8 protein-coding genes are annotated in these 12,250 nt (G+C 69.8%); all 8 read right to left on the minus strand.

Features of this window, described 5'->3' with window-relative positions:
* Nucleotides 1-17: 17 nt before the first annotated feature.
* Nucleotides 18-2,600 (minus strand): phosphoenolpyruvate--protein phosphotransferase, encoded by a 2,583-nt coding sequence (ptsP, locus tag LXM88_RS20245; RefSeq protein ID WP_262536619.1) that lies wholly within the window; start codon nt 2,598-2,600, stop codon nt 18-20.
* A 15-nt stretch (nt 2,601-2,615) separates the two neighbouring features.
* On the minus strand, nt 2,616-3,623 hold the full coding sequence (locus LXM88_RS20250; protein ID WP_262542885.1) for an SIS domain-containing protein: 1,008 nt from the start codon (nt 3,621-3,623) through the stop codon (nt 2,616-2,618).
* Complete coding sequence (gene nagA, locus LXM88_RS20255) at nt 3,616-4,719, minus strand: N-acetylglucosamine-6-phosphate deacetylase (protein ID WP_262536620.1); 1,104 nt, start codon at nt 4,717-4,719, stop codon at nt 3,616-3,618. The genes LXM88_RS20250 and nagA overlap by 8 nt, the downstream gene beginning before the upstream one ends.
* A 98-nt stretch (nt 4,720-4,817) precedes the next feature.
* Nucleotides 4,818-5,552 (minus strand): GntR family transcriptional regulator, encoded by a 735-nt coding sequence (locus tag LXM88_RS20260; RefSeq protein WP_175963632.1) that lies wholly within the window; start codon nt 5,550-5,552, stop codon nt 4,818-4,820.
* 345 nt (nt 5,553-5,897) lie between these two features.
* A complete protein-coding gene (locus LXM88_RS20265; RefSeq protein ID WP_262536621.1) occupies nt 5,898-9,101 on the minus strand; it encodes an error-prone DNA polymerase in 3,204 nt (1,067 codons plus the stop codon).
* A 6-nt stretch (nt 9,102-9,107) separates the two neighbouring features.
* A complete protein-coding gene (locus tag LXM88_RS20270) occupies nt 9,108-10,595 on the minus strand; it encodes a Y-family DNA polymerase (RefSeq protein WP_262536622.1) in 1,488 nt (495 codons plus the stop codon).
* Nucleotides 10,528-11,235, minus strand: a complete 708-nt coding sequence (gene imuA, locus LXM88_RS20275) for a translesion DNA synthesis-associated protein ImuA (RefSeq protein ID WP_262536623.1) — start codon at nt 11,233-11,235, stop codon at nt 10,528-10,530. Before imuA ends, LXM88_RS20270 begins: the two co-directional genes overlap by 68 nt.
* A gap of 219 nt (nt 11,236-11,454) precedes the next feature.
* Nucleotides 11,455-12,249 carry an ABC transporter ATP-binding protein gene (locus tag LXM88_RS20280; RefSeq protein ID WP_262536624.1) on the minus strand — a complete coding sequence of 265 codons (795 nt, stop codon included), beginning with the start codon at nt 12,247-12,249 and terminating at the stop codon, nt 11,455-11,457.
* Between the last annotated feature and the right edge of the window lies 1 nt (nt 12,250).

Below are 12,250 nucleotides of genomic sequence, written 5' to 3' on the forward strand. Positions count from 1 at the left end.
GAGCCTGCCGTCGACGTTCAGTCGAGCGGCCAGACCTCGCGGCTTGCTGCCCTTACCGCCTGCGCCGAATCGAGCGCGAGCAGATCCTGCGCACGTTGACGGCACAACTGGTAATCGAGACGGCGCACCCGCGCCTTGATGCCCGGCACCGCTACCGGGTCGACCGACAGTTCGGTCACGCCGAGGCCGACCAGGATCGGCACCGCGAGCGGATCGCCGCCGAGCGCGCCGCACACGCCGACCCACTTGCCGTGCTTCGCGGCGCCGCGCACCGCGATGTCGATCAGGCGCAGCACGGCCGGATGCAGGCCGTCCGATTGCGCGGCCAGGTCGGCCTGGCAGCGGTCCATCGCGAGCGTGTACTGCGTCAGGTCGTTGGTGCCGATCGACAGGAAATCCGCGTGTTGCGCGAGCTGGTCGGCCAGCAGCGCGGCCGACGGCACCTCGATCATCACGCCGACCTCGATCGGCTCGGTGCGGCCCTGCGTGCGCGCGAACTCGTCGATGCGCTTTCTCAGCCGCACGAGCTCGCCCGCGTCGGTGACCATCGGCAGCAGGATGCGCACCGCGCCGAACGGCTTCACCGCGAGCAGGCCCTGCAACTGATCGTCGAGCAGATCGGGGCGCACCTGCGCGAGGCGGATGCCGCGCAGGCCGAGCGCCGGGTTCGGTTCGGGCGGCAGCGTCAGGTAGTCGACTTCCTTGTCGGCGCCGACATCGAGCGTACGGATGATCGCCGTGCGACCCTGCAGCGCGTCGACGATCGACTGGTAGCTCTGCTGGTGCTCGACGACCGTCGGCGCGGCCTGGCGATGGATGAACATCAGTTCGGTGCGCAGCAGGCCGACCGCGTCTGCGCCGTTGTCGACCGCGGTGTTCGCGTCGTCGAGCGTCGCGATGTTCGCAGCGACCTCGATCGCGCGGCCGTCGGCCGTCGTGGCGGCAACGCCCGCCAACTGCCGGTTCGCCTCGCGCACGCCGTCCAGGCGCTGGCGCTCGTGCCGCGCGCGTTCGACGTCGAGTGCGGTCGGCGCGTGTTCGAGACGGCCCGCGCTCGCATCGACGACGACCTGCGTGCCGTCCGGAATCGCATACAGCGCATCGCCGACCGCGACGAGCGCCGGGATGCCGAGCTGCCGCGCGATGATCGCCGCGTGCGACGTCGCGCCGCCGCGCGCCATCACGAGCGCGGTCACGCGCTGGCGATCGAGCGACGACAGGTCCGACGGCGTGAATTCCTCGGCCGCGAGCACCGCCTCGTCGGGCAGCGCACGCGCCGCGCCGTTCGTGTGACCGAGCGCGCGCAGCACGCGCTTCTCGATGTCGCGCAGGTCGGCCGCGCGTTCGGCGAGCAGCGCGTCGTCGAGCTTCGACAGCGTGTCGATCTGCGTGCGGATCGTCGCGCGCCACGCGAAGCCCGCGCTCTTGCCGAGGCTGATCAGGTCGCGCGCCGCGTCGATCAGCGTCGGGTCCTCCAGCAGCACACGATGCACCGCGAAGATGCCCGCTTCGCCGACCGCGCCGCGCGCCGATGCGTTGCGCACCGTTTCGTCGAGTTCGCCGTCGACGGCCTTCAGCGCCTGGTCGAGCTGGCGGCTTTCCGCGGCCGGCGTGCCGGATGCCGGTTCGGGCGGGACGATTTCCGCATCGTCGAGACGCACCAGCGTGCCGACTGCGATGCCCGGCGCCGCGCATACGCCCGCGAGCGTGTTCGGATCAATCGAAGCGCCGACCTTGCGCGCGACCGTCTGCGGCGCGGGCGACCTCAGCCGCGCCGGCTTTTCCTCGACTTCGCCGTGCGCTTCGCGCAGCAGCTCGTGCTCGACCGCATCGACGGCCTGCTGCGCATGCGCGCCGCGGCCGACCAGTTCGACCGTCGCGCCTTCGCCGGCGCCGAGGCCGAGCAGGCCGACGACGCTTGCGATCGATGCCTTGCGGCCGTCGAACAGCACGTCGACGCTCGCATCGAACCCGCGCACGGCTTCACGCGCACGCGCGGCCGGCCGCGCATGCAGGCCGCCCGGCTGCGCCAGCACGATTTCGCGGCGCACTTCGTGGTGCGCCGCCGCGCCGGCCTGCGCCGCTTGCGCGGCCGCTTCGCCCTTGCCGCGCAGCGCGAGCAGCGGCGTCTCGCCGGCCGTCGCGAAACCGCTTGCGCGGTCGACGACGTCGAACGCGTCGGAGTTCGCGATCGCGATCACCGACACGAGCGAGTGCGCGCTGCGCGCGACCGCGTCCTGGTCGAACTCGATCAGCAGATCGCCCGCTTCGACGCGCGCGCCAGCCTCGACGTGGGCGGCGAAGCCCTGCCCGTTCAGCTCGACGGTGTCGATGCCGATGTGCAGCAGCACTTCTGCGCCTTGCGGCGTCGTGATCGTCACCGCGTGGCCCGTGCGCGCGAGATGCGACACGATGCCCGCGCACGGCGCGACGAGCTTGCCCGCAAGCGGGTCGATGCCGATGCCGTCGCCGAACATCCCGCCGGAGAACACCGGATCGGGCACGTCGGCCAGCGGAACGATCGGCCCCGTCAACGGAGCAAGCAGGACGATCTGATCGTGGGTGGGGCTCTTCAACTGGGACTCCTCGGCGCGTCTCATCGGCTGTCTCGGCTATCAGTGCGTTTCGGTGACTTTGTTCAGATGGCGCGGCGTATCGGGATTGCGGCCGCGTGCGACGGCGAGATCCGCCGCCATCACGTAGAACGAAAGAATGGCGGCGATCGGGTCGAGCGCCGGATGGGCGGACTGCGCGAGCGGCAGCGTCGCGCCGGGCGTGCCGGCAGGCGCCGCGAGCAGCACGGCGGCGCCGCGTGCGCGCATGTCGTCCGCGAGTTGCAGCAGGCCGGCCTGCTCGGGCCCCGGCGGCGCGAACACGAGCAGCGGATAGTCGCGATCGATCAGCTCCATCGGGCCATGACGGACTTCGGCGCTCGAGAACGCCTCGGCCTGGATGCCGGACGTTTCCTTCAGCTTCAGCGCGGCTTCCTGCGCAATCGCGAGACCGAGGCCGCGGCCGATGACGATCATCCGCTCGACACCCGCGAGCGCGGCGACGGCCTGCGACCAGTCGAGCCGGCCGGCCTGCGCGAGTACGTCGGGCAGGCCGCGCAGCGCGGTGATCAGCGCGGCGTCGCGCTGCCAGTAGGCGACGATCTGCGCGGACAGCGACAGCATCGCGATATAGCTCTTCGTCGCGGCAACCGACAATTCGGGGCCGGCAAGCAGCGGCAACTGGTGCTCGCACGCATCGGCGAGCGGCGACGGCAGCACGTTGACGGCGGCCACGGTGCGCGCGCCGGCTTCGCGCAGCGCGGCCATCGTGTTGACGAGGTCGGGGCTCTTGCCCGACTGGGAGAAGGCGATCGCGAGTTGGTCCTGCACCTTCAGCGGCGCCTGCTGCAGTGTCGCGACCGACATCGGCAGCGACGCGACCGGCACGCCGAGGCGGCTCATCGTCAGGCTCGCGAAATAGCTCGCGGCGTGATCCGAGCTGCCGCGCGCGACCGTCAGCGCGACGGCCGGCGGGTGATCGAGCAATTGGCCGGCGAGCGCTTCGACGCGCGTGGTGTCGGCGATTTGCGCGGCGACGACCTGGGCGGACTCGCGCGCTTCCTTAAGCATATTCGACAATCGATTCTCCTTCGACATAGGTCGCGGTGAGGTTCAGGTCGCGATCGAACACCGCGAGGTCGGCCCATGCGCCGCGCTCGAGGCGGCCGCGATCGGCGATGCCGAGGTAGTCGGCCGCATAGCGCGACATCCGGTTCGACACGTCGGCGATCGGCAGGCCGAGCGACACGAGGTTGCGCAGCGCCTGGTCCATCGTCAGCGTGCTGCCGGCGAGCGTGCCGTCGGCGAGCCGCACGCCGCCGAGGCACTTCGTCACGTGCTGGCTGCCGAGCCGGTATTCGCCGTCGGGCATGCCGGTGGCGGACGTGCTGTCGGTCACGACGTACAGGCGCGGGATCGCGCGCAGCGCAGCGCGAATCGCACCCGGGTGCACGTGCAGCAGGTCGGGAATGATTTCCGCGTATTCGGCATGCGCGAGCGCCGCGCCCACCAGGCCCGGGTTGCGGTGATGCAGCGGCGACATCGCGTTGAACAGGTGCGTGAAGCCGCATGCGCCGTGCTTGAGCGCGGCGACGGCATCGTCGTAGGTCGCGAGCGAGTGGCCGAGCTGCACGCGCACGCCGCGCGCGGCCATCTCGCCGATGATCTCGATGTGGCCGGCGATTTCCGGTGCGAGCGTGACGACGCGGATCGGCGCGATCGACAGGTACTTCAGCACTTCGTCGAGCACGGCCGACACGGCCGCGTCGGGCTGCGCGCCGAGCTTGCCGGGGTTGATGTACGGCCCTTCGAGGTGCACGCCGAGCACGCGCGCGCCGCCCGGCGTGCGGGTGCGCGCGACGCTGCCGAGGTTGCCGACGACCTTCATCAGTTCGTCGCGCGGCGCGGTCATCGTCGTCGCGAGCAGGCTCGTCGTGCCGAACTGCGCGTGCGTGCGGGCGATCGTCTCGATCGCGTCGCCGCCTTCCATCACGTCGGCGCCGCCGCCGCCGTGCACGTGCAGGTCGATGAAGCCGGGCAGGATGTACGGCGCGTCGTTCTTTGCGGGATCGGCGGGCGTGCCGTCGAGCGTGGTGATGCGGCCGTTCTCGCTATCGAGCGAACCGTGAATCCAGCCGGCGGGGGTGAGGATGTTTCCAGTCAGCATGACGTTCTCTTGATGATCTGGTGACGCGGGCATCCGCGTCGTGATTTGCAAATCCGTGTCGTTGCTTCGCGCATGTCGCGCGCGGGCAGTCCCGCGCGTCAGCGTTTCAGTTCGGCGACGAAGTCGTAATAGTCGTCGCGGCAATACGATTCGGTCACTTCGATCGCGCGCTGGTCGGCGCCATAGCCGATGCGCGTGATCACGAGGAGCGCCGCGCCCGGCTTCACCGCCATCCATTTCGCGATCTCGCGCGTCGCGTTCACCGCGCGAAAGTGCTGCAGCGCGCGCACGACGACCATGCCGCGCGCTTCCAGGTATTCGTACAGCGACGCACCGAGCGCCTGCGGATCGGGCACCACCGCGGCCGGCAGCGTCGAATGCTCGACGGCCATCACGATGCCGTCCGCGCGGCGCAGCCGTTCGAGCCGCGCAACCGTCGCGCCCGGCGCGAGGCCGAGATGCACGATCTCGTCGCGGCTCGCGGCGCGCAGCCTGCGCGACAGCCACACCGAATCGGGCATGAAGCCGCGCTGCTGCATCTTCGCGGTGAAACCGACGAGACGCGACAGCGGATCGGCAACGCGCGGCGTGATGAAGCTGCCCGCACCGCGCGCCCGCGTGATCAGCCCCTGCTCGACCAGCAGCGCGAGTGCGCGGCGGGCCGTGATCCGCGATACGCCGACCGACACCGACAGCAGCCGCTCCGACGGCAGCGCCTCGCCGGCCCGCCACGCGCCGCCGTGAATCGCGCTCGCCAGGTTGCGGGCGAGCTGCAGATAGAGCGGCGTGTCGCTGAGGGGATCGGGCGCCAGTTCGGACCAGCCGGTTTCCATGTGCCTCCGGGTGTCGGACGACGACCTCGGGCCGTCGAAAGTGAACGCATTATATAACCACCATAATACCAGTCAACGAACTGGTATTAGATGAGTAAAAATCGCCGGGAGCCTTGCTGCGCAAGCGTTTTAGTACCGGGAAATCCTTTGTTTACAACGCAGTGCGGGATAGGGATTTACCCGGAGTGGTATGCAAGGGGACAGTTCCCGTGCACGTCCCAGCCAGGTTTCGGGTACGAATATAAGACCGGAATAGAACCAGTTGAGCCGACTGGTATGCATTGGCTCGCGAAGCGCCGTGCTGGCCGGCGGCATGCGTCGGTGGCGTCGGTGGCGTCAGTGGCGTCAGTGGAATTCGCGGCTCGGCGTACGCAGGCCGCCGAGCAGCGGCGTCAGATCCTCGAAATGCTGCGCGACGAGGTGCCTCACGTCGCTCGCGACCTGCCACACGCCGGACGCCGCGAGCAGCCGCGAATCGAGGGTTTCGCGGCGCTGCCGCGCGAGCAGTTCGGGCCGGACGATCACGTTCACGCAGCCCGTTTCGTCCTCGAGCGTCATGAACATCACGCCTTTCGCGGTACCCGGCATCTGCCGCGCGGTCACGAGCCCGCACGCGCGGGCGAGCCGGCCGTCGGGGCGGTCGTGCAGTTCGGCCGCGGACGACAGCCGCCGCGCGCGCAGCGCGGGCCGCAGCAGCGCGACCGGGTGGCGGTTCAGCGTGAGGCCGGTGGTGTGATAGTCGGCAAGGATGTCGTCACCCTCCGACGGCGCGCCGAGCACCGGCTTCTCCGCTTCGTCGATCGGCGCGGCGGCGAGCAGGTCGCGCTCCGGCGCCGCGGCGACGGCCTGCCACAGTGCATCGCGGCGATGGCCGGCGAGCGTCGCGAGCGCGTTCGCGGCGGCGAGCGCTTCGAGGTCGCGGCGTTCGAGCTGCGCGCGACGCGCGAGGGTGTCGACGTTCTCGAAGGGGCCCGCTGCGCGTGCGGCCTCGATGCGGCGGACAGCGGCCTCTCCCAGACCGCTCACGAGCGACAGCCCGAGCCGAACGGCCGGCTGGCCATGCGGAGGCGGCTGACCGGGCAGCGCTTCGAGCGCCGCCTCCCAGCCGCTTTGCGTGACATCGATCGGCAGGACCTGCACACCGTGGCGCTTCGCGTCCTGCACGAGTTGCGACGGCGGGTAGAAACCCATCGGCTGGCTGTTCAGCAATGCGGCGAGGAAGATCGCCGGTTCGTGGCATTTGAGCCAGCTGCTGGCGTAGGCGAGCTTCGCGAAGCTCGCCGCGTGGCTCTCGGGGAAACCGTAATCGCCGAAGCCTTTGATCTGCTCGAAGATCTGCTCGGCGAACTCGGGTGGATAGTCGCGCTTGCGCATCCCGTCGACGATCTTGCTGTGATATTGCTCCAGATTGCCCTTACGCTTCCACGCGGCCATCGCGCGACGCAACTGGTCGGCCTCACCGGCCGTGAAGCCGGCCGCGATCATCGCGATCTGCATCACCTGCTCCTGGAAGATCGGCACGCCCTGCGTGCGTTCGAGCGCCGGCTTCAGATCCTCCTTCGGGTAACTGACCTTTTCGATCCCCTGACGCCGTTTCAGATAGGGATGCACCGCGCCGCCCTGGATCGGCCCCGGCCGCACGATCGCCACCTCGATCACCAGGTCGTAATACGTGCGCGGCCGCAAGCGCGGCAGCATCGACATCTGCGCGCGCGATTCGATCTGGAACACGCCGACCGTGTCGGCACGGCAGATCATGTCGTAAGTTGCTTCGTCATCCTGCGGAATGTGTTTCAACGTGAACGGCTTGCCGTCTGCCTTCGGCGGGCCTCGCCATGCGGTGCGCATGTCGAACGCGCGATGCAGCGCCGACAGCATGCCGAGCGCGAGCACGTCGACCTTCATCAGCCCGAGTGCCTCGAGATCGTCCTTGTCCCACTGGATCACGCGCCGCCCATCCATCGCGGCGTTTTCGACCGGCACGAGCCGCGTGAGCTTGCCTCGGCTGATCACGAAGCCGCCGGAGTGCTGCGACAGGTGACGCGGAAAATTGAGCAACCGCGCCGCGAGCTCGGCCCATGCCTGGATCAGCGGCGTATTAGGATCGAGCCCGACCGTGGCGAATTTCTGAAGCAGATCGCCGCTGCCGTCGAACCAGCGGTGCCCTTTCGCGACGCGGTCGATCAGCATCGGATCGACGCCGAGCGCCTTGCCGGTTTCGCGCAGCACGCCACGCGGACGGTAGGTCGATACGGCGGCCGCGAGCGCGGCGCGATCGTGTCCGTATTTTCTGTAGATATGCTGGATCACCTCTTCCCGGCGCTGATGTTCGAAATCGACGTCGATGTCGGGCCGCTCGCCGCGCTCCTCGCTGATGAAGCGTTCGAACAGCATCGTGCTCTGCTCGGGATTCACCTCGGTGATGCCTAGGCAGTAGCAGACCACCGAGTTCGCTGCCGAGCCTCTGCCCTGGCACAGAATGTTCTGGCTGCGCGCGTATTTGACGATGTCGTAGACGGTCAGGAAGAACGGCTCGTAATTCAGTTTCGCGATCAGGGCGAGTTCATGCCGGATCTGCTTTGCTACTTTCTCCGGCACACCATTCCAGTAACGCCGCGCCACACCCGCCCACGTCTCCTGCTTCAGGTAGCTCGTCGGCGTATGCCCGCGCGGTACGAGTTCGAGCGGGTATTCATACTTCAAGTCATCGAGGGAGAAATTGCAGCCATCGAGAATCGCGCACGTCTGAGCGATCTCGTCCGGCGAGTACAGTTGCCCGATCCGCTGTCGCGATCGCAGGTGCTGTTCCGCGTTCGGCGCGAGCGCATAGCCGCATTCCGAAACCGGCATCCCGACGCGGATCGCCGTCATCACGTCCTGTAGTGGCTTGCACGAGCGCCGGTGCATCGTCACGTCGCCGAGCGCGACGATCCGCACGCCGCGCCGCTCACCGGCCGCACGAAGCTCCTCGCGCTGCGCACCGTCCAGCGCGCGCTGCAACTGCACGAGCCCGAGCCGCGCACGCTCGCCGAACGTCGCGCGAAACCACGCGACCTGCGCATCGAGTACGTCCGCACGCACCGGATACGTGGTCACGAGAATCGCGAAGCAGTCGGGCATGCCGCGCAAGTGCGCGAACTTCTCGGTTGGCGCCGACAGCATCCGCGACGTCAGCGTGTAGGTGCCCTTCGGTGCCTCCATTCGCCGCCACGAGATCAGCTCGGACAGGTTGCCGTAGCCCTCGCGGTTCTGCGCGAGCAGCACGAGCCCGAACGCGCCGGGGCCCGGATCGTGGCCCGGTGCGACTGCATCGGGCGTGACGTCGAAATACGAACCGATGACGAGCGGCAGCCCTTTCGCCTTCGCCGCGACATGCATGCGCGGCGCGCCGGCGAGCGAGCACTCGTCGGTAATCGCGATCCCGCGATAGCCGAGTTCGGACGCGCGCTCGACCAGTTCTTCCGCATGCGACGCACCATGCAGGAACGAGAAGTTCGAGCGGCAGAACAACTCCGCGTAATCGGGCAACCAGCTGAATTCCGCAACCATCACCGTTCACCCGAACAGGCCGTGCAGGAACCAGCGCGGCTCGGACTCGCTCCCCGCCCGCTCCTTGAATACCCAGTAGCACGCGCCGGCTTCATCCTGTGCGACGCAGTAATCGCGCGCGGCAAGCTGACCATCGAACCACCCTGCCTCGATCCGCTCCACCGACGACATCATCCTGAGCGGCGTATGAAATACCGGCCGCTCCCCGCGCATCAACAACGGCAGCGGCTCGGCCAGCAGCCACGCGGGACGCGGCGGCACGGCCGGCGGACCACCGGCCGGCTTGCCGGCCTGCGCATCGAGCGGCAGCCAGCGGTTCGCGGCCTCGGGCCGATGATCGGCGACAGGCGCCGCGCGCAGCACGTTCTCCGCGCCGAGGCGCGCGACCAGCAGCTCGAACAGCCGCGCGCGCGTCTCGCGCGTGCCGCCCGGCTCGGGAAACAGATCGTCGGCCGGCGGCGCGACCGATTCGACGCGCGTGGCCTTCAGACGCACCGCAATGACCGCGGCCGGCAACTCGACGCGCGCGAGCCGCTCGCCGAGCAGCCGCATGAAGTGCGCCTCATCGCGCACGGGTGCGGCGAACGCGAGTTCGAGCGGTGTCGGCGGCACGGCCTGGCGGCCGCGCTCGTGCTCGAGATCGAACGTCATCGCAGCCAGCGACAATTGCCGCGCGGCCAGCCAGCCGCAGAGCTGCACGACGAGCCGCCGCGCGGCGAACAGCACGGCTTCCGCATATTCGACGCGCTCCGGCAATTCGAGCCGCACGTCGAACACGGGCGGCACCGCCATCCACGCAAGCGGCTCGACCGCATCGCCGTACGCGCGATCGAGCGCGGCCAGCAGCGCGGGACCGCAGCGGCGCTGCAGCCCCGCGCGCGGCAGGCGGCGCAGATCGGCGAGCGTGCGGCAACCGAGGCCGTCGAACCAGCCCGCATACGGACGCGCATCGGGCAACAGCACGCACGGCAGCCCATCGAGCGCGCGAACCAGCGACGCAGGAGCGGCCACCCGGCGCCGGATCCGCGCGCGGGCCGAGACACGCGCGAGCAGCCACGCACCGCGCCCGGTCGGCGCGGCGGACAGGCGCGCCGCATAGCCGAGCGCCGCGAGCGTCGCACGCACCTGGCGGCACAGCGACGGCAGGCCGCCGAACAGGCGCAGGCTCGGGCCGACGTCGACGATCAGCGTGGCTTCGTCGTCGAGCGCGACGCATGGCGAGAAGCGCAGCAACGCGAGCGCGACCGCGCGCAACGCATCGGCCTCGCGTGCGGGATCGCGTTCGACGAGCTGCGTCTCGGGCGCGAGCGTCAGCACGCCGCCGCGCTTCATGCCCGCGCGCACGCCTTGCCGGCGCGCGGCCGCATCGGCAATCAGCACGACGCCTTGCTCGAGCACCGCGCAGCCGGCGCCGCCGGCCGCTGCGTCAGACGGCTGCGGGGCGCACACGTCGAGCGGCAGGCGCGGCAGATGGATGCCGAGCAAGACGCGCATAACGACTCTCCACGATGGGCGACGGCAGGTCGAGCACGAGCGGCTCGCCGCGCGCAGGCCCGCGACGCTTGACGATATCGAGCGACACGCCGCCCGGCACGGGATACAGCGCGACGCGCAGCACGGCCGGCGACGGCTGCCGCGCGGCCGACAGCGGGCGCAGCATCACGAACAGCGTGTCGCCCGTGCGCGCGGCCGCGAGATGCAGGCGCCGCAGCGCATCGGGCCGCGGGTCCTGCCAGAGCAGCAGCGCGCCGCAACAGCCGGTCTTGAGCGCCTGCTCGGCGGCCCATAACGCGTCCGTGCGGTTGCCGGCGCGCAGCCACAGCAGCGCGTCGGCCGGCACGCCGAGACTGGCGAGCGCGGTCGCATGCGGCGATTGCGGCGGCGCGACGAGCGCGAGCGGACGCCGGGCGCTGACGGTGCGCGCGAGTGCGGGCGCGAGCAGCCGCATCTCGCCGCAGCCCGGCTGCGCGGCCAGCAGCTCGACGAGCCCGCCGACCGGCCAGCCGCCGCCCGGCAGCTCGGCGGACAACGGCGCGAAACCGGTATCGATCGTGCGCGGACCGCCGCGCGCGAGCTGCGAGCCACGCCAGAGCGATGGATGAAGGGATTCGGGAGAAATGGAGGATGCGAGCATGACGCCACCCACAACTGTATGGATATACAGTATATGGCAATGCGCTCGCGTCGCACAGCGCCGGTGCGAAACCGGTTCTTGTCAGAGGAAAAGCAGGGGAAAGCCGGCGCGCCCGTCATGTTACGGCGCGCCGGATCGTCCGGCCGGACCGGCATGCCAACCCTCACGCAAACCGGCACGATGCCGCACCCCGCATCGCACCGGCCCGCCTGCCGCCCGTCAGCCGAGCAGCAACGCGTCGTCGTCGAGCTGCTCGTGCCGCACCCGCTCGAACATCTGCAGCAGGTCCGGCACATCGAGCCCCTTGCGTGCGTCGCCCGACACGTCGAGCACGACCTGCCCCTGGTGCAGCATCACCGTGCGATCGCCGTAGTCGAGCGCCTGCCGCATGCTGTGCGTGACCATCATCGTCGTCAGCTTGCTCTCGGCGACGATGCGCGCGGTCAGCTCCAGCACGAACGCGGCCGTCTTCGGATCGAGCGCGGCCGTGTGCTCGTCGAGCAGCAGGATCCGCGATGGCCGCAGCGACGCCATCAGCAGGCTCACGGCCTGCCGCTGGCCGCCCGACAGCAGCCCGATCCGGTCGGTCAGCCGGTTCTCGAGACCGAGGTTCAAGAGCCGCAGCTTGTCGCGGAACAGCTCGCGCGACGGACGGTCGAGCGCGGCCCGAAAGCCGCGCCGCACGCCGCGCGCCGTCGCGAGCGCCATGTTCTCCTCGATCGTCAGCGCCTCGCAGGTGCCGGCCATCGGATCCTGGAACACGCGCGCGACGAGGTGCGCGCGGTCCCACGCGGGCTGGCGCGTGACGTCCGCGCCGTCGATCGCGATGCGCCCCGAATCGACGCGCTGGTCGCCGCTGACCGCATTGAGGAAGGTCGACTTGCCGGCGCCGTTCGAGCCGATCACCGCGACGAACTGGCCGTCGGGAATCTCGAGCGACAGCCCGCGCAGCGCGCGCGTCTCGATCGGCGTGCCGGGATTGAACGTGAGTTTCAGGTCTTGTGCGGACAGCATG

It is taken from the genome of Burkholderia sp. S-53 (genome assembly GCF_025560745.1).
Lineage (GTDB): Bacteria > Pseudomonadota > Gammaproteobacteria > Burkholderiales > Burkholderiaceae > Burkholderia > Burkholderia pyrrocinia.

Coding starts and splice junctions, on each gene's coding strand:
- ptsP (WP_262536619.1), bottom strand. CDS start 2,600: ATGAGACGCGCCGAGGAGTCCCAGTTGAAGAGCCCCACCCACGATCAG.
- LXM88_RS20250 (WP_262542885.1), bottom strand. CDS start 3,623: ATGCTTAAGGAAGCGCGCGAGTCCGCCCAGGTCGTCGCCGCGCAAATC.
- nagA (WP_262536620.1), bottom strand. CDS start 4,719: ATGCTGACTGGAAACATCCTCACCCCCGCCGGCTGGATTCACGGTTCG.
- LXM88_RS20260 (WP_175963632.1), bottom strand. CDS start 5,552: ATGGAAACCGGCTGGTCCGAACTGGCGCCCGATCCCCTCAGCGACACG.
- LXM88_RS20265 (WP_262536621.1), bottom strand. CDS start 9,101: ATGGTTGCGGAATTCAGCTGGTTGCCCGATTACGCGGAGTTGTTCTGC.
- LXM88_RS20270 (WP_262536622.1), bottom strand. CDS start 10,595: ATGCGCGTCTTGCTCGGCATCCATCTGCCGCGCCTGCCGCTCGACGTG.
- imuA (WP_262536623.1), bottom strand. CDS start 11,235: ATGCTCGCATCCTCCATTTCTCCCGAATCCCTTCATCCATCGCTCTGG.
- LXM88_RS20280 (WP_262536624.1), bottom strand. CDS start 12,249: ATGCTGTCCGCACAAGACCTGAAACTCACGTTCAATCCCGGCACGCCG.